This is a genomic window from Enterobacter sp. ECC-019 (assembly GCF_043974075.1).
Taxonomy (GTDB): Bacteria; Pseudomonadota; Gammaproteobacteria; order Enterobacterales; family Enterobacteriaceae; genus Enterobacter; species Enterobacter asburiae_D.
Genome location: NZ_CP143759.1, coordinates 4,443,213 through 4,466,755, shown reverse-complemented (window position 1 = coordinate 4,466,755; position 23,543 = coordinate 4,443,213). Strand labels below are relative to the sequence as shown.

Sequence of the window (23,543 nt, the reverse complement as noted above, 5' to 3'; positions counted from 1 at the left end):
ACCCTGACCCTCTCCCACGGGAGAGGGAAGTTTTGCAGAAACATTTCGCCACACTCCCTTTTCAAACCCGCCATTTACATCTTATCCGTATTTTATTATTGTTATGTTATAACATTTAATGCGGTGTCGACATGTCAACGTCCCTTTTTTCTCTGTCTGCGCTGGTTCGGCTTTTGCTGGCGCTGGTGCTGGTTGTCTTTATCGGGCTGGCCGTGCGCTGGGCTGTGGCATTGCCATGATTGTGATGAATGAACTGGTTGCGGGTTATGAACGCCAGCCCGTTACGCGGCCCCTCTCGGGCACCATTGAACGCGGAAGCATGACCGCCATTATCGGCGCTAACGGCTGCGGGAAATCCACGCTGCTAAAAACGCTGGCGGGGTTTATTCCTCCCGTCAGCGGCGGCTTCCGCTGGCAGGGTAAGCGTCCGGTCATCGGCTGGCTGGCACAGCGTCACGCGCTGGAGGCGCAGTTTCCGCTGACCGTACAGGATGTGGTAAGCATGGGCTGCTGGCCGGGCATTTCGCTTTTTTCCGGGTTTCGTCGAGAAACGCGGCTGCGCATTGCCAGCGCGCTTGAGCGCGTTGGGCTTGAGTTCATGGCGTTATCCACTATCGATGAACTCTCCGGCGGCCAGTTTCAGCGCATGCTCTTTGCCCGCGTCCTGGTGCAGCAGGCGCCGCTGGTGATGCTGGATGAACCCTTTACCGGGGTCGATGAAGCCACCTGCAGCGTGCTGATGGATGTGATGCTGGAGATGTATATGCAGGGGCAAACGCTGCTCGCGGTACTGCACGACAGCGAGCGTGTGTCGCGCCATTTCCCACAGACGCTGCGGCTGGACGCTGACGTTCCCCAGTGGAAAACCGAGCGGGTGAGGGTGGCATGATCTGGCATCTCTTTTTTCAGCCGTTTATTGAGTACGGCTTTATGCGTCGCGCGCTGGTGGTTTGCCTGGCGCTTTCCGTCAGCACGACCGCGCTCGGCGTGTTTCTTCAGCTGCGTCGGATGAGCCTGATGGGCGACGCCCTTTCTCACGCCATTTTGCCGGGTGTCGCCGTGGGGTATTTGCTCAGCGGGATGTCGCTGCTGGCGATGAGTATTGGCGGTTTTATCGCGGGAATTACCGTGGCGCTGCTGGCCGGTCTGGTCAGTCGACGCACGCCGCTGAAAGAAGATGCGAGCTTTGCCGGGTTTTATCTTGGCTCGCTGGCGCTGGGGGTCACGCTGGTGTCGCTGCGCGGGTCAAATGTCGATCTGCTGCATCTGCTGTTTGGCTCCATCCTCGCCGTGGACAACGACGCCGCGCTGTTTGTCACGGGCGTTTGTATGTTCACCCTTATTACGCTGGCGCTGTTTTATCGCGGGCTGGTTACAGAAGCGTTTGATACCGCCTGGCTACAGGTGAACGCCCGCTGGCTGCCCGGCCTGCTGCACGGACTGTTTCTGGCGCTGCTGGTGCTTAACCTGGTGGCCGGTTTTCAGGTGCTCGGCACGCTGATGGCCGTCGGGCTGATGATGCTTCCGGCCGTGGCGGCACGCTGCTGGGTGCGCACGTTACCTGCCTTACTCCTGATGGCGGGTATCAGCGGTATTTTCTGCGCATGGCTGGGGTTGAGCCTCTCCTGGGCGATGAGTCTACCGGCCGGGCCATCCATCGTGCTCACCGCCAGCGCGCTGTTCTTTATTTCCATTTTATTGGGTACGCGAAGCAGGCTCGCTGGCAGTCTGCGGGCGTATTTTTAACGCAAGGGGAAACGATGAAACGTACAGGATTGGTAGTGGCGCTCGCGCTGGGGATGATGTCGCACGGCGTGATGGCGAAAACGCTGAATGTGGTCACCAGCTTTTCGATACTGGGGGATATCACGCAGGAGGTAGGCGGTGACCATGTGAAGGTGACGACGCTGGTCGGGCCGGACGGCGATCCGCATACCTTCGAACCGTCGCCGAAAGACAGCGCGGCCCTGAGCAGGGCTGATGTGGTGGTGGTGAACGGCCTGGGGCTGGAAGGCTGGCTTGACCGTCTGGTAAAAGCCTCCGGATTTAAGGGGCAGCTGGTGGTGGCTTCAGCGGGGGTGAAAACCCACACCCTGGAAGAGGACGGCAAAACCGTCGCCGATCCGCACGCGTGGAACAGCGCGGCGAACGGGGCGCTCTATGCACAAAATATCCTGAACGGGCTGGTGAAAGCCGATCCGGATGACAAAGCCGCGCTGGAAGCCTCCGGTAAACCGTATATCGCGCAGCTTAGCCAGCTGGATAACTGGGCCAAAACGCGCTTTAGCCAGATCCCGTCGGCGAAGCGTAAAGTGCTGACCAGCCATGACGCGTTCGGCTATTTCAGCCGCGCCTACGGCGTGACGTTTATGGCGCCGCAGGGGCTCTCATCTGAGAGCGAAGCCAGCGCGGCGCAGGTCGCTGAGATTATCAATCAGATTAAAGCCGACGGCGTGAAAACCTGGTTTATGGAAAATCAGCTCGATCCGCGTCTGGTTAAGCAGATTGCGTCGGCGACGGGCGCGCAGCCTGGGGGCGAGCTTTACCCCGAAGCTTTGTCGGCAAAAGGTGGGGTGGCAGACACCTACGTTAAGGCGTTTCGCCACAATGTGAACACCCTCGCTGAGAGCATGAAATAACCTTTCCACCGCCGGTGCGTCCGTACCGGCTTTTTTCTGAAGCCCCCTCGTAAAACCTGAAGTGCATCCCCACATCTGACGAGAAAGTGCTATCTTGTGCAGCACGTTTTTCTGATGCCTGGAGCGAGAATGACTGACCATGAATTGATGCAGCTTAGCGAGATCGTTGGCCTTGCGCTGAAGCAGCGTGGCGCGACAATCACCACTGCGGAATCCTGCACCGGCGGCTGGGTGGCGAAAGCGATTACCGATATTGCCGGCAGTTCCGCCTGGTTTGAACGCGGCTTTGTGACCTACAGTAACGAAGCTAAAGCACAGATGATTGGCGTGCGTGAATCCACGCTTGAACAGCATGGTGCGGTCAGCGAACCGGTGGTGATCGAGATGGCCATTGGTGCGCTCAAAGAGGCGCGGGCAGATTACGCGATTTCCATTAGCGGCATTGCGGGCCCGGACGGCGGCAGCGACGTGAAGCCTGTCGGCACCGTCTGGTTTGGGTTCGCCACCTCCAAAGGGGAAGGGATCACCCGCCGGGAGTGCTTCAGCGGCGATCGCGAAAGCGTGCGTCGTCAGGCAACCGTTTATGCGTTAAAAACGCTCTGGCAACAATTTCTACAAAACACTTGATACTGTATGACCATACAGTATAATTGCACCAACAGAACAGAAATCCACGGTGAAGCACAGTCGCTTCTCCCGGCATGACAGGAGTAATAATGGCTATCGACGAAAACAAACAGAAAGCGTTGGCGGCAGCACTGGGCCAGATCGAAAAGCAATTCGGTAAAGGCTCCATCATGCGCCTGGGTGAAGACCGTTCCATGGATGTGGAAACCATCTCCACCGGTTCGCTTTCTCTGGATATCGCGCTTGGCGCTGGCGGTCTGCCTATGGGCCGTATCGTAGAAATCTACGGGCCAGAGTCCTCCGGTAAAACCACCCTGACGCTGCAGGTGATTGCCGCGGCACAGCGCGAAGGTAAAACCTGTGCGTTTATCGATGCCGAGCACGCGCTGGACCCTGTTTATGCCCGCAAGCTGGGCGTGGATATCGACAACCTGCTGTGTTCTCAGCCGGACACCGGTGAGCAGGCGCTGGAAATTTGTGACGCGCTGGCGCGTTCTGGTGCCGTTGACGTTATCGTGGTCGACTCCGTTGCCGCACTGACGCCAAAAGCCGAAATCGAAGGTGAAATCGGCGACTCTCACATGGGCCTCGCGGCACGTATGATGAGCCAGGCGATGCGTAAGCTGGCGGGTAACCTGAAGCAGTCCAACACGCTGCTGATCTTCATCAACCAGATCCGTATGAAAATTGGTGTGATGTTCGGTAACCCGGAAACCACTACCGGCGGTAACGCATTGAAATTCTACGCCTCTGTCCGTCTGGATATCCGCCGTATCGGCGCGGTGAAAGAGGGCGAGAACGTGGTGGGTAGCGAGACCCGCGTGAAGGTTGTGAAGAACAAAATCGCCGCGCCGTTCAAACAGGCTGAGTTCCAGATCCTCTACGGCGAAGGGATCAACTTCCTCGGCGAGCTGGTTGATCTGGGCGTGAAAGAGAAGCTGATTGAAAAAGCGGGCGCCTGGTACAGCTACAACGGTGACAAGATTGGTCAGGGTAAAGCGAACGCGATCTCCTGGCTGAAAGAGAACCCGGCTGCGGCGAAAGAGATTGAGAAGAAGGTACGTGAGCTTCTGCTGAACAACCAGGACTCCAAACCTGATTTCGTGGTGGATGCCGCGGATGCTGAAGAAACTAACGAAGACTTTTAATTCTTTCGTTTAAAAATGAAGGGCTGCTGATGCGGCCCTTTTTGCATTTCTGAATCAGCAGGTTTTTTATGAGTGAACCGACAACACGTCGACCCGCGTATGCACGCTTACTGGACCGCGCGGTGCGCATCCTGGCCGTTCGTGACCACAGTGAACAGGAGCTGCGGCGAAAACTGTCGGCTCCGGTGATGAGTAAAAACGGGCCGGAAGAGATTGATGCCACGGCGGAAGATTATGATCGCGTGATTGCCTGGTGCTATGAGCATCGTTATCTTGATGACGAGCGTTTTGCCTCACGATTTCTCGCCAGCCGCGGCCGCAAAGGATATGGGCCCGCACGCATCCGGCAGGAGCTGAATCAGAAAGGGGTGGCCCGGGAATCCATCGAAAAAGCGATGCGCGAATGCGATATTGACTGGTGCGAGCTGGCCAGAGAACAGGCGATTCGAAAATACGGCGAACCGCTGCCGCGTGAGTTTTCAGAAAAAGTCAAAATCCAGCGCTTTTTGCTCTACCGCGGCTTTCTGATGGAAGATATTCAGGATATCTGGCGTAATTTTGCCGATTGAACGCATGCGGGATTTTACTTCCCACCCAAGAAAACTTATCTTATTCCCACTTTTTCCAGTAGCTGGTCTGTCCAACGGTTTACCGATACCGGCTGGCTACGACATTTCGTTAGCTTGATTTCAGGATAATTATGAGCAAGAGCACCGCTGAGATCCGTCAGGCGTTTCTCGATTTTTTCCATAGTAAGGGACACCAGGTTGTTGCCAGCAGCTCCCTGGTACCGAACAACGATCCGACTCTGCTGTTTACCAACGCCGGGATGAACCAGTTCAAGGATGTGTTCCTTGGTCTCGACAAGCGTAATTATTCCCGCGCCACAACCTCACAGCGTTGCGTGCGTGCGGGCGGTAAACACAACGACCTGGAAAACGTCGGTTACACCGCGCGTCACCATACGTTCTTCGAAATGCTGGGTAACTTCAGCTTCGGCGACTACTTCAAACACGATGCCATTCAATATGCGTGGGAACTGCTGACCGGTGAAAACTGGTTCAACCTGCCGAAAGAGCGTCTGTGGGTTACCGTCTATGAAACCGATGACGAAGCCTACGAAATCTGGGAAAAAGAAGTCGGGATCCCGCGCGAGCGTATTATTCGCATCGGTGATAACAAAGGCGCGCCATACGCGTCTGATAACTTCTGGCAGATGGGTGATACCGGCCCTTGCGGTCCGTGCACCGAGATCTTCTACGATCACGGCGACCACATCTGGGGAGGCCCTCCAGGCAGCCCGGAAGAAGACGGCGATCGCTACATTGAGATCTGGAACATTGTGTTCATGCAGTTCAACCGTCAGGCTGACGGTACGATGGAGCCGCTGCCGAAGCCTTCCGTTGATACCGGTATGGGCCTGGAGCGTATTGCCGCGGTTCTGCAGCACGTTAACTCCAACTACGAGATTGACCTGTTCAGCACCCTCATCAAAGCCGTTGCGAACGTTACCGGCGCGACCGACCTGAACAACAAATCGCTGCGCGTTATCGCGGACCACATTCGTTCCTGTGCGTTCCTGATTGCCGACGGCGTTATCCCGTCAAATGAAAACCGTGGCTACGTGTTGCGTCGTATCATTCGTCGTGCCATTCGTCACGGCAACATGCTGGGCGCGAAGGACACTTTCTTCTATAAACTCGTTGGGCCACTGATTGGCGTGATGGGTGCTGCCGGTGACGAGCTGAAACGCCAGCAGGCGCAGGTAGAGCAGGTTCTGAAAACCGAAGAAGAGCAGTTTGCGCGTACGCTGGAGCGTGGTCTGGCGCTGCTGGACGAAGAGCTGGCGAAACTTAAGGGCGACACGCTGGATGGCGAAACCGCTTTCCGCCTGTACGACACCTACGGCTTCCCGGTTGACCTGACTGCGGACGTTTGCCGCGAGCGCAACATCAAAGTTGACGAAGCGGGCTTCGAAGCCGCGATGGAAGAGCAGCGTCGTCGCGCGCGTGAATCCAGCGGTTTCGGTGCCGACTACAACGCGATGATCCGCGTTGATAGCGCGTCAGAATTCAAAGGTTATGACGCGCTGGAACTGACCGGCAAAGTGACCGCCCTGTTTGTTGACGGTAAAGCCGTGGACAGCATTAGCGCGGGTCAGGATGCGGTTGTCATTCTGGACAAAACGCCGTTCTATGCGGAATCCGGCGGCCAGGTTGGCGATAAGGGCGAACTGAAAGGCAACGGTTTCAGCTTCAGCGTCAGGGATACCCAGAAATACGGTCAGGCGATTGGTCACCAGGGCAAACTGGTTTCCGGTTCTCTGAAAGTGGGCGAGGGCGTACAGGCTAACGTGGATGAAGCTCGCCGCGCGCGCATTCGTCTGAACCACTCTGCAACCCACCTGATGCACGCTGCCCTGCGCGACGTACTCGGTACCCACGTTGCACAGAAAGGTTCTCTGGTTAACGACAAAGTGCTGCGCTTCGACTTCTCGCATTTTGAAGCGATGAAACCGTCTGAAATCCGCGCGGTGGAAGATCTGGTGAACGCGCAGATCCGTCGTAACCTGCCAATCGAGACTCACATCATGGAGCTCGAGGACGCGAAGAAAAAAGGTGCGATGGCGCTGTTTGGTGAGAAATATGACGACCGCGTTCGCGTGCTGAGCATGGGCGACTTCTCTACCGAGCTGTGCGGCGGTACGCACGCATCGCGCACCGGTGACATCGGCCTGTTCCGCATTGTTTCCGAATCAGGTACGGCGGCAGGCGTGCGTCGTATTGAAGCGGTGACCGGTGAAGGCGCAATCGCCAGCCTGCATGCGCAGAGCGATCAGCTGCACGACATCGCGCAGCTGCTGAAAGGCGATAGCCAGAACCTGGGCGAGAAAGTGCGCGTTGCGCTGGATCGCACGCGTCAGCTGGAAAAAGAGCTGCAGCAGCTGAAAGAGCAGGCTGCGGCGCAGGAGAGTGCAAACCTCTCCAGCAAGGCTGTAGACATTAAGGGCGTCAAACTGCTTGTCAGCGATCTGGCGGGCGTTGAGCCTAAGATGCTGCGTACTATGGTCGACGATCTCAAGAACCAGCTTGGTTCTACCGTTATCGTGCTGGCGACAGTGGCAGAAGGTAAGGTTTCTCTGATTGCGGGCGTCTCTAAGGATGTGACCGACCGCGTAAAAGCAGGGGAACTGATTGGTATGGTCGCTCAGCAGGTGGGCGGCAAGGGTGGCGGTCGTCCGGACATGGCGCAAGCCGGTGGTACGGATGCGGCGGCACTTCCGCAAGCTTTGGCCAGCGTTGAAAGCTGGGTAAGCGCGAAACTGTAATAACTACAAAGCACAAGCAGACGCCATAGCGGTAACGTTATGGCGTCTTGTTCACTGTGCTATCGATAACGATAAAGTCAGGTTGAGTTTGTGTATATCGGCTAAACTTACGTTTAACAGAATGTGATGCCGTGACTGCTTACACTTTACGTGTTTGTCATCGCTTACTTTTTGGCGTTATATGATGGATAATGCCGGGATACAAGAGACCCGACTCTTTTAATCTTTCAAGGAGCAAAGAATGCTGATTCTGACTCGTCGAGTTGGTGAGACCCTCATGATTGGGGATGAGGTCACCGTGACAGTTTTAGGGGTAAAGGGTAACCAGGTACGTATTGGTGTTAACGCTCCTAAAGAAGTATCTGTCCACCGTGAAGAGATCTACCAGCGTATCCAGGCTGAAAAATCCCAGCAGTCCAGTTACTGATATTGTCGCGTCTCGCTGTCGGGCGAGACGCAACCCTCCTGTCATTTTTCCTGCTCAACGTTACCGTTTAATTTCAAACGCTCTCTTTTTAACCACTCTGTTACCCTAAACTCGCCCTTACGCCGCCATTTCTGCAAAGGTTTTCTGTGAAGATGCCTGCAAAATCCGCTTATAAAACACCCTCTTTGCGGCTTTTACATGCGAATTGCGTGTGATTTGTGCAAACGATAAAAGCTTTTGGAAAATTGTTTGACTTATAAGTCCCAGAAAGTAATATATGCGCCACGCAGCGACGAGAAGCTCTTAACGAGTCACTCGAAGCACTCGAAAGAGGCGTTGTGTGGTGAGGTGGCCGAGAGGCTGAAGGCGCTCCCCTGCTAAGGGAGTATGCGGTAAAAAGCTGCATCCGGGGTTCGAATCCCCGCCTCACCGCCATTTTGCATCCGTAGCTCAGCTGGATAGAGTACTCGGCTACGAACCGAGCGGTCGGAGGTTCGAATCCTCCCGGATGCACCATCTATTACTTCATATTGCTTTAGAAGTGATATGAATATCGAGCAGTACAGTAGTAAATCCCGATGCATCCGTAGCTCAGCTGGATAGAGTACTCGGCTACGAACCGAGCGGTCGGAGGTTCGAATCCTCCCGGATGCACCATTTACTATTTCTGAAAGCAGTACCCTGATGCATCCGTAGCTCAGCTGGATAGAGTACTCGGCTACGAACCGAGCGGTCGGAGGTTCGAATCCTCCCGGATGCACCATTATTATTTCTGAAAGTAGTTCCCTGATGCATCCGTAGCTCAGCTGGATAGAGTACTCGGCTACGAACCGAGCGGTCGGAGGTTCGAATCCTCCCGGATGCACCATCTCTTCTATTATTCCCTTCGATGTTTAGTTCTTAATCACTCTCATAGTTATCACTTCGCAATCAGCGACAAAAATCACCATTTACGATAAAGTAATGCTTTGTTAATCGTTTAGCGAGAGCACGATGTACGCACAGTATGACGGTTTGATCTTCGATATGGACGGCACTCTCCTGGATACCGAACCCACGCATCGTCAAGCCTGGACTGACGTCCTGGGCCGCTACGGTATGCGTTTCGATCTTCAGGCGATGATTGCCCTCAACGGATCCCCCACCTGGCGTATTGCACAGGCCGTGATTGAACTGAATCAGGCCGATCTCGACCCGCACCTGCTCGCGCGCGAAAAAACCGATGCGGTAAAAGCCATGCTTTTAGATACCGTTCGCCCTCTGCCGCTGATTGATGTGGTAAAAGAGTGGCACGGGCGCCGCCCGATGTCGGTCGGAACGGGCAGTGAAAGCTCGATTGCAGAAGCTTTGCTCAATCATCTTGGCCTGCGCCACTATTTTTCTGCCGTGGTCGCCGCCGATCATGTTAAACATCACAAGCCCGCACCGGACACCTTCCTGCTTTGCGCAGAGTTAATGGGCGTCCCGGCGGCAAAATGTGTCGTGTTTGAAGATGCCGATTTTGGTATCCAGGCCGCGCGTGATGCCGGAATGGATGCGGTGGATGTGCGCTTACTGTGAGTGACGCGCTGTCACTCGCCTCATTATTCGCCAGCAGTTTTTTAAGCGCCACGCTGTTACCGGGAAATTCGGAAGTGGTGCTAGTGGCGATGCTGTTGTCCGGCGTGAGTCAGCCCTGGCTGCTTGTATTAATAGCAACAATGGGTAATAGCCTTGGAGGGCTGACTAACGTTATTCTTGGGCGTTTCTTTCCGTTGCGCGAAAATTCGCGCTGGCAGGAAAAGGCAGTCGGCTGGCTAAAACGCTATGGCGCTGCCACGCTGTTATTAAGCTGGATGCCTGTTATAGGCGATTTACTGTGTCTGCTGGCGGGATGGATGCGCATCTCCTGGGGACCGGTGCTCTTTTTTTTGTGCCTTGGCAAAGCGTTGCGCTATGTTCTCGTGGCGTGGGCAACACTACAGGGTATGACGTGGTGGCACTAATTGGTGGAATGAATACGCGACCTTCAATCGTCAACCATTACAATTATGCTGAGTAACATTACTTTGACAGGCGGGAGGTCAATTTGATCCCGGACGTATCTCAGGCGCTGGCCTGGCTGGAAAACCACCCTCAGGCATTGAAGGGTATTCAGCGTGGTCTTGAGCGTGAAACGCTGCGCGTTAACGCGGACGGTAGCTTAGCGACGACGGGTCACCCGAAGGCGTTAGGCTCGGCGCTGACACATAAATGGATCACAACCGATTTCGCTGAAGCACTGCTGGAGTTCATCACGCCAGTAGAGGGTGATATTGATCATATGCTGACGATTATGCGCGATATCCATCGCTACACCGCGCGCAACATGGGCGACGAACGTATGTGGCCCCTCAGCATGCCGTGCTATATCGAGCAGGGCCAGGAGATTGAGCTGGCGCAGTACGGCACGTCAAATATCGGACGGCTAAAAACGCTCTATCGCGAAGGGCTGAAAAACCGCTACGGCGCGTTGATGCAGACGATCTCGGGCGTGCATTACAACTTCTCGCTGCCAATGGCGTTCTGGCAGGCGAAATGCGGTGAAACGGATAAAGACGCGATCTCTGAAGGCTATTTCCGCCTGATCCGCAACTATTACCGTTTCGGCTGGGTGATCCCGTATCTGTTTGGTGCCTCCCCGGCGATTTGTTCTTCGTTCCTGCAGGGGAAACCGACCACGCTGCCGTTCGAGAAGACCGAGTGCGGAATGTACTATCTTCCGTACGCCACCTCTCTGCGCCTGAGCGATCTCGGTTATACCAATAAATCGCAAAGCAATCTCGGTATTACGTTTAACGAATTGCACGAATATGTGGCAGGATTGAAGCGGGCGATCAAAACCCCGTCGGAAGAGTACGAGAAAATCGGCCTCGAAAAAGACGGTAAGCGCCTGCAAATCAACAGCAATGTGCTGCAGATTGAAAACGAGCTGTATGCGCCTATTCGTCCTAAGCGCGTAACGCGTAGCGGTGAAACCCCGTCGGATGCGCTTCAGCGCGGCGGGATTGAATACATTGAAGTACGCTCGCTGGATATCAACCCGTTCTCACCGATTGGCGTTGATGAACAGCAGATTCGCTTCCTGGATCTGTTTATGGTCTGGTGCGTGCTGGCGGATGCGCCGGAAATGAGTTCAGACGAACTGCTCTGCACCCGCACAAACTGGAACCGCGTGATTCTGGAAGGGCGTAAACCGGGTCTGACGCTGGGTATCGGCTGTGAAACGGCACAGTTCCCGCTGACCAAAGTCGGCAAAGATCTATTCCGTGACCTGAAGCGTGTTGCCCGGACAATGGACAGCATCGACGGCGGCGACGCGTATCAACAGATCTGCGATCAGCTGGTGGAAAGTTTTGATAATCCGGAACTGACGTTCTCAGCACGCATTCTGCGTTCTATGATCGATCAGGGCATTGGCGGCACCGGGCGTTCACTCTCAGCGGAGTACCGTGAGATGCTGATGCAGGAGCCGTTAGAAGTGCTGAGCGAAGCGGATTTTGTAGCGGAACGTGACGCGTCCGTTATGCGTCAGAAAGAGGTTGAAGCGGCGGATACCGAGTCGTTTGAGGCGTTTCTGGCGAAGCAGGCTTAAGCAGAAAAGAAAAAGGCCACATCGCTGTGGCCAAAATATACATCTCTGAATTCAGGGATGATGATAACAAATGCGCGTCTTTCATATACTCAGACGCGCATTCTGTAGAAGAGTTCAGTTTATTTTAAAAAAATCACTATCGGAGGTGACGTATGCCGTTATTAGATAGCTTTACTGTCGACCATACCCGTATGGAAGCACCTGCAGTTCGCGTGGCGAAGACCATGCACACCCCGCACGGCGACACGATCACCGTCTTCGATCTGCGTTTCTGCGTGCCAAATAAAGAAGTGATGCCGGAGAAAGGCATTCATACCCTGGAGCACCTGTTCGCCGGTTTCATGCGTGACCATCTGAACGGCAATGGCGTTGAGATTATCGATATCTCCCCGATGGGCTGCCGTACCGGTTTCTACATGAGCCTGATTGGCCAGCCAGAAGAGAAACGCGTCGCAGATGCGTGGAAAGCGGCGATGGAAGACGTGCTGAAGGTGAAAGAACAAAACCAGATCCCTGAGCTGAACGTTTACCAGTGCGGCACTTACCAGATGCACTCTCTGGAAGAAGCGCAGGAAATCGCGCGTCACATCATCGAGCGTGATGTTCGCGTGAACAGCAACGAAGAGCTGGCCCTGCCAAAAGAAAAACTGCAGGAACTGCACATCTAGTATTGTGCCTGTGGATGCCCGGTGGCGCTTCGCTTACCGGGCCTACATTGTGTTGGTGCCTCCTTTGACCACAACCTCAACCTTCTCCTTTACCCATCGTCCCCTCGTTCCGTTTGCCCATGATTACGTTCATGGCGACAGCGAGCCGTGGCATGAGCACGACTGTGCGCAGCTGTTGCACACCCTGAGCGGCGTGGTACGGGTAGATACCGCATCGGGCTGCTGGGTAGTTCCTCCCGGTCGCGGCGTCTGGCTGCCGGCGGGGACACAGCACTCGCTTCGCATCACCGGCAATGTGGCGGCGCGAACGCTGTTTATCGATCCGCTGGCGCGGGCCGATCTGCCCGCCACCTGCCAGATCGTGCAGATCGCGCCGCTGTTGCGCGAGCTGATCCTCGTCTCCCTTGCTTTACCTGAATCGTACTCACCCGGAAGCCGGGATGAGCGCGTCTATGAGCTCATTCTCGATGAAATCCGCACTATGCCTGTGCTGCCGTTTCATCTGCCGGAGCCGGAAAGTGAGGCGTTACGTCACCTGTGTCTGCAAATTCGGCAAAACGCGGGGGAAAGCTGGAGCAGCGGGCAGGCCGCGAGCATGATGAACATGAGCGAGCGCACCCTGAATCGCCATTTTCAGCAGCAGACGGGATTAAGCTACGGCGAGTGGTTGAGAAGGGCGCGCCTGCTGGAAGCCTTAGTCCGGCTGGCACAGGGCCAGCCGGTATTGCGCGTGGCGCTGGAGCTGGGTTACGGCAGCCACAGCGCCTTTACGGCGATGTTTCGCCGGGTGATGGGCGTCTCCCCCAGCGATTACTTTAAGAACGACTGACGGCGTTAAGCAGCGCCTGAAGCGACGCGCGCGCCACGTCGCTGTCAATGCCCACGCCCCAGCGGCTGCTGCCGTCCTGAAACAGGCAGCGGATGTAGGCCACCGAGCGGCTGTCGCTGCGTTCGCCTAACGTATGCTCGTGATAATCCTTAATCACGAACGGGGCGTTGACCCAGCGGCTTAAGCCCTGAGCGGCGGCGGAGAGCAGACCGTTACCCTGGCCTTCCAACTGACGCGTTCCCCCCTGCGTATAGATGCTTGCCGTCAAACGCAGCTGGCCGTCCTGCTGGCTGTCACTGCGGTAGGATTGCAGCGCAAACTGCGGGGTGGCTACCAGGCCGTAGCGGGTGCGGAACAGCTGCCACAGCGCATTCTGCGTCATCTCTTTTCCGTGGCGATCGGTTTCCTGCTGCACGTGCTGGCTGAAATCCTGCTGCAGGGCGCGGGGTAATTTCAGACCATGATTCTGTTCGATGAGCCACGCGCTGCCGCTTTTCCCTGACTGGCTGTTTACGCGGATCACCGCTTCGTAGGTGCAGCCGATATCCTGCGGATCGACGGGCAGATAGGGCATCTCCCAGCGCTCGCCCGGCCTGCGGGCATCAAAGCCTTTTTTGATCGCGTCCTGGTGCGAGCCGGAGAAGGCGGTATAGGCCAGCCGACCCGCCCACGGATGGCGCGGATGCACCGGCAGCTGGTTGCAGGCCTCCACCACTTCCACCACCCGGTTCATATCGCTAAAGTCCAGATTCGGGCTGACGCCCTGGCTGTAGAGATTCATTGCCAGCGTCACCAGGCAGACGTTGCCCGTGCGCTCCCCGTTGCCAAACAGGCAGCCCTCCACGCGGTCTGCGCCCGCCATCACGGCCAGCTCGGCGCTGGCGACGCCGGTACCGCGGTCGTTATGCGGGTGGACGCTAATGCAGACGTCGCGGCGGCGGCTGAAGTGGCGGCAGAAATACTCGATCTGATCGGCATAGACGTTTGGTGTGCTCACTTCGACGGTGGCCGGTAAGTTGATCACCATCGGCCGTTCGTCGCACGGCTGCCAGATCTCCGCCACGGCTTCACAAATCTCCAGCGCAAATTCCGGTTCGGTAAAGCAGAAGGTTTCCGGGGAATACTCATACTGCCAGCGGGTGTCCGGGTTCTCTTCACACAGCTGACGAATAAGCCGCGTGGAGCGCGTCGCCAGCTCGACGACCTGCGCTTTCTCCATGCCGAATACCAGGCGGCGGAAAAGCGGGGCGGTGGCGTTGTAGAGATGGACGGTGGCCTGTTTCGCACCGCGCAGGGATTCGAAAGTGCGATGAATGAGATCTTCCCGCGCCTGGGTTAACACCTGAATCGTGACGTCATCCGGGATGCGGTTTTCTTCAATCAGCTGGCGAACAAAGTTGAAATCCGTCTGCGAGGCGGAAGGAAAAGCGACCTCGATCTCTTTGAATCCGCAGCCCAGCAGCAGGTCCCAGAACTGCAGCTTTCGCGTGCTGTCCATCGGCTCGGCAAGGGCCTGGTTGCCGTCGCGCAGGTCGGTTGAGAGCCAGCGCGGCGCGCGGGTGATGCGTTGCTCCGGCCAGCGGCGGTCGGGCAGGGAAAGGGTCGGATAGGGTTGGTACTTGTCGGCGGGTGTGTTCAGCATGATGCGCTCCTGTTGTCTTTTCACTATCGTGAATTGATTTCAGGCGCGCTGCTTTATCGGAACTGACAATGGCTATCGCGTTCTGGACAACCGGGCCTACGGATGGTGGCCCGGTAAGCGTAGGCCGGGTAAGGCGTAGCCGCCACCCGGCAACCCGTGCACAGAACTAGTGCGCGCCACCGCCGCCGCTACCGGCGCCAAACGGCGGTTTAGCAAACCACACCAGCCCCAGCAGGACGATAAAGATCCCTGCCGATATCCAGAAAATCTCGTTGGCCGAGATAATCAACCCCTGGTTGGTGATCTGCTGGGCAATCCACCCTGACGCCTGCTGCTCCGTCATACCCATTCCCTGAAGCTGGTTGTACATCTCCCGGGAGTTAGGGTTGAACGGATTCACCGCTTCGGTCAGCTGCGCATGGTGCATCGATTCACGGTTCGTCCACAGGGTGGTGGTGATCGACGTACCAATCGAGCCCGCCAGCGTTCGCGTAAAGTTCGACAGGCTCGATGCCGCCGCCATGCGCTCAGGCGGTAAACCGGAAAGCGTGATGGTGGTCAGTGGCATAAAGAAACACGCCACGGCAAAGCCCTGAATAAACTGCGGCCACGCGGACGCGCCAAAGTCCATTCCCGGTTCGAACGTATACGCGCGCCAGTAGAAGCACACGGCGTACATGATAAAGCTGAACGTCACCAGCCTGCGCATGTCGAGCTTGTGGGCGAAGCGGCCAATAATCGGCGACAGCAGAACCGGAATCAATCCAACCGGCGCCGAGGCTAAACCTGCCCAGGTTGCGGTGTAACCGTATACCTCCTGCAACAGCTGCGGCAGCAGTACAATCGCGCCGAAGTAGAGCATGTAGGCGAGGCTGATACACAGACAGCCTATGGTGAAGTTTCGCGACTTAAACAGCGACAGGTCGACTATCGGGTTATCGTCCGTCAACTCCCAGACAATCAGGAAGCTCAGCGACACCACCGCGACAATCGTCAGGATGATGATCTCCCGGGAGTTGAACCAGTCCAGCTCTTTGCCCTGGTCGAGCATGACCTGCAGGCTACCGATGCCGACAACCAGCAGTGCCAGGCCAATGGCGTCGATACGCCGCTGTTCCGTCCGGGTTTCTCTGCCGCGCAGCGACTGGAGCGTCAGCATTACCACGATGGCGCCAATCGGTACGTTGATGAAGAAGATCCAGCCCCAGTGATAGTTGTCGCTGATATAGCCGCCTAAGATAGGCCCGCAAATCGGCGCGACAATCACGGTCATCGACCACAGCGCCAGCGCGATGGAGCGCTTGGCGGGCGGGTAGTTGTTCAGCAGTAAACTCTGCGACAGCGGAATCAGCGGCCCGGCGACAATCCCCTGAATAACGCGGAAGAAGATCAGCATTGTCAGGCTGCTGGACATGCCGCACGCCCAGGAGGCAAGAACGAACAATACCGTCGACCAGAGGAATAGCTTCACTTCACCGACGCGCTTTGCCAGCCAGCCGGTAATCGGAATGGAGATGGCGTTTGCCACCCCAAACGAGGTAATGACCCAGGTCCCCTGGCTCAGCGACGAGCCAAGGTTACCGGCGATGGTCGGGATCGCCACGTTTGCGATGGTGGAGTCCAGCACCTGCATGAATGTCGCCAGAGACAGCGCGATGGTCATAATGACCAGCTGCGCGCCTTCCAGCGGTTTTTGCGGCTTTTGCTGTTGCATAACGCTCACCTTCGGATTAACCGGCGTTTGCCTTCACGATGTCATCGATCAGCTTGTTGACCGGATCGAGGCTAATTTCACGGGCGTTACTTTCATAAGCCGGGCTGCTGCGAACCTGGCTTGCCAGGATCTGACCGTCGCGGTTGGCGGTGTCGACCGTCACCAGCGTAGAGAGGCCGATACGCAGCGGGTGATCCGCCAGCTGTTTGGCATCCAGCTCAATACGCACAGGCAGACGCTGAACCACTTTGATCCAGTTACCGGTGGCGTTTTGCGCAGGCAACAGGGAGAAGGCGCTGCCGGTCCCCATATCCAGGCCGACGACTTTACCGGTGTACTTCACGTCGTCGCCGTAGATGTCGCTGACAACCGTCGCGGTCTGGCCGATACGCATATGGGCAAGCTGCGTCTCTTTAAAGTTGGCGTCTACCCACAGATTGTCTGCCGGCACGACCGCCATCAGCGGCGTGGTTGGGCTAATCTGCGCTCCTGGCTGGACGGAACGACGGGAGACGTAGCCGGTCATCGGGCTGACGATTTTGGTACGCTGCAGGGCAAGCCACGCGTTGCGCACTTCGGTTGCCGACTGCTGTACGGCGGGCTGGTTTTCCAGGCTGGTGCCCAGCACCATCGCCTGGTTGGCGTTGTACTGTTGAATAGCCACGTCCAGCTGTGCCTGAGCGCTGGCAACGGCATCGCGGGCGTGCTGCAGCTCTTCACGGCCAATCAGGTTAGCCGTGCCGAGCGGAACGCGGCGGTTCAGGTCGCTCTGCGCCTGCGCCAGCGCCGTTTTCTGCACGTCGATGTTGGCCTGCAGCTGTTTGCTGTTGATCATCAGCTGGCGGGTCTGACGGACGCTGGAGGCCAGCGCGGTCTGTGCTTTTTCAAACGCCTGCTGGGCGTCGGTTGGATCGAGGGTCACCAACACATCGCCTTTTTGCACAAAGTCGGTATTGTCAGCCCAGACTTTCGTCACGCTGCCCGACACCTGCGCCATAATTTGTACCTGGTTCCCTGCCACATACGCGTCGTCAGTTTCTTCAGCATGACGCAGTACTAAAAACCAATAGATCCCATATGCCACGGCAATAATGATAAAGAGCAAGGTCAACAGAAGAAGGGCGCTCTTACGTTTGCCTTTCTTGTTGGCCGGTTGCTGCGGGGTAGTGCTCTCCGCATTTGCGCTCATTGTAGTTCTCCACGATCTTCTTATTTTCACATCGGCTGAGCCGACCTGTTGTCAGAAAGGCCAGCAGTGTGACGTGCTGGCCTGTCGGTTTTCTTATGAATCTGGAATGGTGAGCGTGTCGTCGCGTTAGCGCAGCGCCTCAAGAACGGCGCCGTCTTCATCCATCTGGTCCAGACGGGTGAGCAGCTTGCGAGTAATGTGCTCAAGCTGGTCGCGCTCGGCGGTGCTGAGGGCAGACCAGAGTTTGTGCAGGCAATTGTGCTGAGGTGGCAGCACCTCGCGCAGGAACTGGTGACCTTTATCGGTCAGTTGCAGATGCAGGCAGCGGCGATCGTTATCGCTTTCACGGCGCTCAATCCAGCCACGCTTCTCGAGTTCATCGGCAATACGGGTCGCATTGGTACGGGAGGAGCCCAGCGCGCAGCTCAGTTCGGAAGGCTGAATGCTGTGATTTTCCTGAGACTCCAGCGTAATCAACGCCATAAACAACGTCTCGTTAATCCCTTGAGCTTTCAGCATTTTATTACGGTTTTCCAGCAGCTTACCCTGCATGTGCATGCACAAGCGGGTCAGCAGGATTTCCTGATACGGGAAGTCCTCATGGCGACTGGCGCGGAATTTAAGCATTTGTTCAATGGGCGTAAACGAACTATCCATTTGGGCATAACCTCATTAATTACAGCCGATATAGTAACGATAGTGACAAATAATGTAAATGAATTATTTGTGCGGTTATATCCGCCAAACTTATGTCACCATCAGAAAGCGCCGGGTAAGTCCGTGACCCGGTGAGCACAGAAAGCGTAGGGTGTGAACCCGCTGAAGAGAGGATGTGAGGACGGGGGTCTGAACTATTCATGCCGATTGTAAATATGTCACCCACATTAAAATTTCTGGGATAAATGATTGCGTTTACATTAACAGAGTGAAGGGCCTCTTAACACCCTAAGAGGCCAACGCAATGTAAAACTTAGTGAATTGCATCATGACGATGGTAGCCGCGCCACCATACTAGCAGGTTAAGGGTGGCGACGATGGCTCCAATCACACATACCCCCGACCAGCCTGCATGCTGCCACGCCGACGCTGAAATTAGCGAACCCGCAGCGCCGCCAATGAAGTAGCTGGTCATGTATCCGGCTGTCAGGCGGTTACGCGCCTCTGGCTTCACGCGATAGATGACAGTCTGATTGGTAATGTGAACGCCCTGTACGGTGAGATCGAGCACCAGGATACCGACGATCAGCGCCAGCACCGAGATGTGTCCGTACCAGATCGCTGCCCAGGAGAGCAAAAGTAAAACCAGCCCTGCGGAGGTGGTCAGGTGGGATTTGCCCTTGTCGGCCAGCCCGCCTGCGGGACGCGCGCCCAGTGCGCCAGCGGCGCCAGCCAGACCGAACAGGCCAATCACCCCTTCGGAATAATTGAACGGCGGGGCGGCAAGGAGAAACGCCATCGATGTCCACAGGATGCTGAAGTTAGCGAAGGTGAAACAACCCAGCAGCGCGCGGGTGCGCAGAAGCTTATCCTGCGTGAACAGGCTGAACACGGAGGCCAGAAGCTGCGGATAGTTCAGGTGGTTTTCCTGCTTCACCTTCGGCAGGCCGCGCCACAGCGCCAGGGCCATAACAACCATCAATACACTTGCCACCCAGTAAACGGTGCGCCAGCCACCGAGGCTTGCCAGAAGCCCCGCAACGGTACGCGCCAGCAAAATCCCCAGCAGCAGGCCGCTCATGATGGTGCCCACCACCTTGCCGCGTTTTTCCGGGGAGGCGAGGGTCGCGGCGAGCGGAACCAGAATTTGCGCCACCACGGAGAACAGCCCCGTTAGCGCGGTACCGACGATCATCATCGTCAGCGACTGGCTGCTGGCGGTGATCAGCATCCCACCGGCGGCCAGCAGGGTCATGGAGACGATCAGCATTCGGCGTTCAAACATATCGCCGAGCGGCACCAGGAACAGCAGCCCGGCGGCATAGCCAAGCTGAGCGGCGGTAACGATAAAGCCTGCGGAGCTGGCGGAGAGATTGAACGCGCGGGCGATGGTGTCGAGAAGAGGTTGCGCGTAATAGTTGCTGGCGACTGCCAGACCCGTTGCCACGGACATTAAAAGGATAAGTGCGGGGCTAAGCCCTTGAGTTGCTTTTGTCATTAGTTTCAGGAATCGTTAGTTAAGTGATTATTTTTCCGGAAACCATAATAGCTAATGATTGTGAATGTTGGGGGATTGTTGGGTGATGTATTGTGCGGTTTAGGTTGGGTGCGGTCTGGTGCCCCCTCACCCCGGCCCTCTCCCAGGGGAGAGGGTTAGGGGGAGGGAAAATGTTTTACTTCTGCGCCGCAAGCGCCTCTTTCACCCAGCCGTCAAACTGCTGCTGGTGGGCTTTGATCCAGCCGTCTACGTGGCCTTTCACATCCGCTTCAGACGATTTGCCCGCATGCATCATTGCGTTCTGGGCATTGATGTCCGCCAGCGGCAGCTTCATCACCGAGAACAGCTTCGCCGCCGCCGGGTTTTTCTCCGCCCAGGCTTTGTTGGCCACGATATGCATGGTATTCACCGGGAAGCCGTAGTTCATGCCGTTCGGCAGTTTGGTGTCGATATCTTTCTGCTCGCCCGGCAGAGAAGAGAACGGCACCTGCAGCCACACCACGTCTTTACCCGGCTTCAGCACGTCGCTCACCCAGTACGGCGTCCAGGTGTAGTAGATCACCGGTTTCCCCTCTTTGAAGCGGGCAATGGTGTCGGCCATCATCGCTGAATAGTTGCCGTGGCTCACGTCGACCGTTTTCGCCAGATCGAACGCTTTGTTCTGGTGGTTAATCACCGCTTCACAGCCCCAGCCCGGCGAGCAGCCCATCATGTCGGCCTTGCCGTCGCCGTTGGTGTCGAACAGTTTGGCGATCTTCGGATCTTTCAGCTGTTCAATGTTGGTGATGTGGTACTTATCGGCGGTTTTCTTGTCGATCAGATAACCCTGCGCCGCACCCGTCACGAAGGTGCCTTCTCGGTAGAATTTCTTGTCGCCACCGGCGGCGGCATACATATCGTCGTGCAGCGGCTGCCAGTTCACCGCGGTAAAGGTGGCGTCACCGGAGGCAATCGACGTGTAGCCCACGTTGTAATCCACTTCGCTCGGCGTGTTGACCGTATAGCCCAGCTTCTCCAGCGCGCGGCTGACGATCAGAGTCTGGAAGCTCTCTTCCGATATGGTGCTCTGCACCGGCTGCACGGTAATGCCTTTGCCCGGCAGGTCTGCCGCAAACGCGCTGGTGGAGACAAGGGTGGCAAACGCGGTAGCAAAAAGTACGTTATGTCGCATCGTTGTTCCTTATTTTGATTTTGTGAAAGGGCGGGTGAGTAACCCGACAGGGCCGGTGGTATACCAGCGACGGTTGCCGCGACTGCGTGAATCACGACCGACGGCCTGGGTCAGGCGGTCAAGAATAATGGCGAGGATCACAATGCCGACGCCCCCGACGGTAGCCAGCCCCATATCGAGACGGCCAATGCCGCGCAGCACCATCTGACCCAGACCGCCAACGGCAATCATCGAGGCGATCACCACCATCGACAGGGCCAGCATCAGCGTCTGGTTAACGCCCGCCATGATGGTCGGCATCGCCAGCGGGAGCTGAACTTTAAACAGCATCTGACGCGGGCTGGCGCCGAACGAGCGTGACGCTTCGATCAGGTCAGCAGGCACCTGGTTGATCCCCAGAATGGTCAGACGAATAATCGGCGGCAGGGCGAAGATAATGGTCACCACCACGCCCGGCACGTTACCGATGCCGAACAGCATCACGATAGGCACCAGATAGACGAACGCCGGGGTGGTCTGCATCGCATCCAGCAACGGACGAATAATCTTCGCCGCCCGCGGGCTGCGAGCCAGCCAGATCCCCATCGGTAAGCCGATGACAACGCAGAAGAGCAGGGCGGTCAGCACCAGCGCCAGGGTGATCATCGCCTGCGACCACGCGCCAATCGCTCCAATGGCAATCAGCGAAATCAGCGTAGCGATCCCCATCCCTGCGCTACCGAACTGCCAGGCGATCAGGGAGAACAGGATAATCGCTACCGGTGCCGGCATGCCCAGCATCAGCTGCTGGAAGCCGTTCAGGATGTAATCCACCGGGACGCGGATCCCCTGGAAGACCGGACGGAAGTGCGTGACCACCCAGTCGATCCCCTCTGTAACCCAGCTGTCCAGCGGGATCAGCGTTTTATGGAACGGATCCATGATGTTGAAGTGTTCTGGCGCAGGCGCGGGTGCGCTGTTCAACCAGTCTGCCGCGCCGCCGCCATCGGCAGGAGCGGGCGTGGAACCCCACGCATCGGCAGATTGCGCAGCGCTGTCCGCTGCCTCAGTGGTGCCCCACGGGTTAGATTGATCGGTCATTGTTTGCCCCCTCGCGATCTAAAGCCTGCAGCAGCATCCGTTTTGAGATGATGCCGACGTACTGTTGTTCCTCACCGACGACCGGTACGGCGCACGGCGCCTGGCCCACGTGGGAGAGCAGCTCGCTGAGCGGCGTTTCGGCGTCCACGGCAAGCGGAGCGTCAATTAACGCCGCATCGATCCCCTGGTTCTCAGTGAGAGCCGTTTTCAGGGAGTCGATGGAGACAATGCCAACAAATTTATTGCCGCGTTCAACCAGATAACCGTATTCACGGTCTTCGTCCTGCAGCAGCTTCAGCGCCGAGCGCGGGCCGAAACCTGGTGTTTTACGGATAATGCCGTTTGGCGTTCGACGGGCAATATCTTTGGCGCTAAAGACCTGGCTAATATCCACGCCGCGGAAGAAGGTGCGGACATAATCGTTCGCCGGATTATTGAGAATTTCATCCGGCGTGCCGACCTGCACCACTTCACCGTTTTGCATAATGGCAATACGGTCGCCAATGCGCATGGCTTCATCCAGATCGTGGGAAATAAAGACAATAGTTCGCTGATGTTGAGCCTGTAATTTTACCAGCTCATCCTGCATCTCGGTGCGAATTAACGGATCGAGGGCGGAGAAGGCTTCGTCCATTAATAATATGTCTGGATTAATGGCTAATGCGCGGGCTAATCCCACGCGCTGACGCATACCGCCGGAAAGCTCATCCGGGTACGCATGGGCATAATTCTCCAGCCCAACCTGACGCAGTGCATCAAGGGCCTTTTCCTGACGTTCCTGAGCCGGCGTGCCGGCTAATTCCATGCCGAAAGCGGTATTATCCAGCACCGTCATGTGCGGCATTAGCGCGAATGACTGGAACACCATTGCGATCTTCTTTCTGCGCACCTCGCGAAGCTCTGCGTCTGATATTCTGGCGATATCGACGCCGTCAATCAGTACCTGCCCGCGGGTGGGTTCAATCAGGCGATTGAGAAGGCGAACCATAGTGGATTTACCCGAACCGGATAATCCCATGATGACAAAAATCTCGCCTTCTTCAATGGCCAGACTGGCGTCTTTAACGCCAAGCGATAGCCCGGTTTTTTCCAGAATTTGCTCTTTCGTAAGGCCTTTCTCAATATATTTGAATGCGCGCTGCGGATGCTCGCCAAATACTTTATAAAGATTTTTCACTTCTAATTTAATTGCCATGCAATAGAGAGTGTCCTGTTATTTGTTTATGCCGATATGATTACCATGGTAAATTGTTAACGGGCATAACCCTAACATACTGAGAATCTGAGACAACCCTGAGTCGAGCTGAGGGAGG

The 23,543-nt window shown here is 56.5% G+C and carries 21 protein-coding genes and 5 tRNA genes; 18 read left to right on the top strand and 8 right to left on the bottom strand.

From position 1 onward, the window contains the following. The first annotated feature begins 235 nt into the window (after positions 1-235). The 18 genes from V1566_RS21185 to V1566_RS21100 all read left to right on the top strand — a co-directional run bounded on the left by V1566_RS21185 (position 236) and on the right by V1566_RS21100 (position 13,279). The gene (locus V1566_RS21185; RefSeq protein ID WP_395304537.1) at positions 236-889 is read left to right on the top strand and encodes a metal ABC transporter ATP-binding protein; all 654 of its coding nucleotides are present in this window, start codon (positions 236-238) and stop codon (positions 887-889) included. Beyond that, positions 886-1,746, top strand: coding sequence for a metal ABC transporter permease (locus V1566_RS21180; RefSeq protein WP_039263400.1), 861 nt, complete (start codon positions 886-888; stop codon positions 1,744-1,746). Before V1566_RS21185 ends, V1566_RS21180 begins: the two co-directional genes overlap by 4 nt. 14 nt (positions 1,747-1,760) lie before the next feature. After that, a complete protein-coding gene (locus tag V1566_RS21175) occupies positions 1,761-2,639 on the top strand; it encodes a metal ABC transporter substrate-binding protein (RefSeq protein WP_395304536.1) in 879 nt (292 codons plus the stop codon). 129 nt (positions 2,640-2,768) lie between these two features. Further along, positions 2,769-3,266 (top strand): nicotinamide-nucleotide amidase, encoded by a 498-nt coding sequence (gene pncC, locus V1566_RS21170; RefSeq protein WP_023308944.1) that lies wholly within the window; start codon positions 2,769-2,771, stop codon positions 3,264-3,266. Between the two features lie 89 nt (positions 3,267-3,355). Then, complete coding sequence (gene recA, locus V1566_RS21165) at positions 3,356-4,414, top strand: recombinase RecA (RefSeq protein WP_023308943.1); 1,059 nt, start codon at positions 3,356-3,358, stop codon at positions 4,412-4,414. Between the two features lie 68 nt (positions 4,415-4,482). Beyond that, the gene (gene recX / locus V1566_RS21160) at positions 4,483-4,983 is read left to right on the top strand and encodes a recombination regulator RecX (RefSeq protein WP_032660377.1); all 501 of its coding nucleotides are present in this window, start codon (positions 4,483-4,485) and stop codon (positions 4,981-4,983) included. A gap of 131 nt (positions 4,984-5,114) precedes the next feature. After that, complete coding sequence (gene alaS, locus V1566_RS21155; protein WP_395304535.1) at positions 5,115-7,742, top strand: alanine--tRNA ligase; 2,628 nt, start codon at positions 5,115-5,117, stop codon at positions 7,740-7,742. Between the two features lie 241 nt (positions 7,743-7,983). Continuing rightward, positions 7,984-8,169, top strand: coding sequence for a carbon storage regulator CsrA (gene csrA / locus V1566_RS21150; protein WP_000906486.1), 186 nt, complete (start codon positions 7,984-7,986; stop codon positions 8,167-8,169). Positions 8,170-8,511: 342 nt separating this feature from the next. After that, a tRNA-Ser gene (locus V1566_RS21145) sits at positions 8,512-8,604 on the top strand. Positions 8,605-8,608: 4 nt separating this feature from the next. Beyond that, positions 8,609-8,685 (top strand) — tRNA-Arg (locus V1566_RS21140). A 64-nt stretch (positions 8,686-8,749) separates the two neighbouring features. Then, positions 8,750-8,826 (top strand) — tRNA-Arg (locus tag V1566_RS21135). 29 nt (positions 8,827-8,855) lie between these two features. Beyond that, positions 8,856-8,932, top strand: a tRNA-Arg gene (locus V1566_RS21130). A 28-nt stretch (positions 8,933-8,960) separates the two neighbouring features. Then, positions 8,961-9,037, top strand: a tRNA-Arg gene (locus V1566_RS21125). 125 nt (positions 9,038-9,162) lie between these two features. Further along, a complete protein-coding gene (yqaB, locus tag V1566_RS21120; RefSeq protein WP_023308940.1) occupies positions 9,163-9,729 on the top strand; it encodes a fructose-1-phosphate/6-phosphogluconate phosphatase in 567 nt (188 codons plus the stop codon). Further along, positions 9,726-10,154 (top strand): YqaA family protein, encoded by a 429-nt coding sequence (locus V1566_RS21115; protein WP_326431017.1) that lies wholly within the window; start codon positions 9,726-9,728, stop codon positions 10,152-10,154. Before yqaB ends, V1566_RS21115 begins: the two co-directional genes overlap by 4 nt. Positions 10,155-10,237: 83 nt before the next feature. Then, positions 10,238-11,782, top strand: coding sequence for a glutamate--cysteine ligase (gshA, locus tag V1566_RS21110; protein ID WP_395304534.1), 1,545 nt, complete (start codon positions 10,238-10,240; stop codon positions 11,780-11,782). A 152-nt stretch (positions 11,783-11,934) separates the two neighbouring features. Then, positions 11,935-12,450, top strand: coding sequence for an S-ribosylhomocysteine lyase (luxS, locus tag V1566_RS21105; protein ID WP_008499539.1), 516 nt, complete (start codon positions 11,935-11,937; stop codon positions 12,448-12,450). Between the two features lie 64 nt (positions 12,451-12,514). Next, positions 12,515-13,279: an AraC family transcriptional regulator gene (locus V1566_RS21100; protein WP_395304533.1), complete on the top strand. Its 765-nt coding sequence runs from the start codon at positions 12,515-12,517 to the stop codon at positions 13,277-13,279. Here the strand turns inward: V1566_RS21100 and leuA are convergent. The 8 genes from leuA to proV form a co-directional block, all read right to left on the bottom strand. Beyond that, positions 13,266-14,921: a 2-isopropylmalate synthase gene (gene leuA, locus V1566_RS21095; protein ID WP_395304532.1), complete on the bottom strand. Its 1,656-nt coding sequence runs from the start codon at positions 14,919-14,921 to the stop codon at positions 13,266-13,268. The two genes, V1566_RS21100 and leuA, sit on opposite strands and share 14 nt — an antisense overlap. A gap of 166 nt (positions 14,922-15,087) precedes the next feature. Next, the gene (emrB, locus tag V1566_RS21090; RefSeq protein ID WP_045357562.1) at positions 15,088-16,635 is read right to left on the bottom strand and encodes a multidrug efflux MFS transporter permease subunit EmrB; all 1,548 of its coding nucleotides are present in this window, start codon (positions 16,633-16,635) and stop codon (positions 15,088-15,090) included. A gap of 16 nt (positions 16,636-16,651) precedes the next feature. Then, positions 16,652-17,824, bottom strand: coding sequence for a multidrug efflux MFS transporter periplasmic adaptor subunit EmrA (emrA, locus tag V1566_RS21085; RefSeq protein ID WP_048979803.1), 1,173 nt, complete (start codon positions 17,822-17,824; stop codon positions 16,652-16,654). A gap of 126 nt (positions 17,825-17,950) precedes the next feature. Continuing rightward, the gene (gene mprA / locus V1566_RS21080; protein ID WP_023308933.1) at positions 17,951-18,481 is read right to left on the bottom strand and encodes a transcriptional repressor MprA; all 531 of its coding nucleotides are present in this window, start codon (positions 18,479-18,481) and stop codon (positions 17,951-17,953) included. Positions 18,482-18,794: 313 nt separating this feature from the next. Then, positions 18,795-19,979: an MFS transporter gene (locus V1566_RS21075; RefSeq protein ID WP_395304531.1), complete on the bottom strand. Its 1,185-nt coding sequence runs from the start codon at positions 19,977-19,979 to the stop codon at positions 18,795-18,797. A 175-nt stretch (positions 19,980-20,154) separates the two neighbouring features. Continuing rightward, positions 20,155-21,150, bottom strand: coding sequence for a glycine betaine/L-proline ABC transporter substrate-binding protein ProX (gene proX, locus V1566_RS21070; protein ID WP_193805760.1), 996 nt, complete (start codon positions 21,148-21,150; stop codon positions 20,155-20,157). 9 nt (positions 21,151-21,159) lie between these two features. Beyond that, positions 21,160-22,230, bottom strand: a complete 1,071-nt coding sequence (gene proW, locus V1566_RS21065) for a glycine betaine/L-proline ABC transporter permease ProW (protein ID WP_395304530.1) — start codon at positions 22,228-22,230, stop codon at positions 21,160-21,162. Beyond that, the gene (gene proV, locus V1566_RS21060) at positions 22,214-23,425 is read right to left on the bottom strand and encodes a glycine betaine/L-proline ABC transporter ATP-binding protein ProV (protein WP_395304529.1); all 1,212 of its coding nucleotides are present in this window, start codon (positions 23,423-23,425) and stop codon (positions 22,214-22,216) included. The genes proW and proV overlap by 17 nt, the downstream gene beginning before the upstream one ends. Positions 23,426-23,543: the final 118 nt, after the last annotated feature.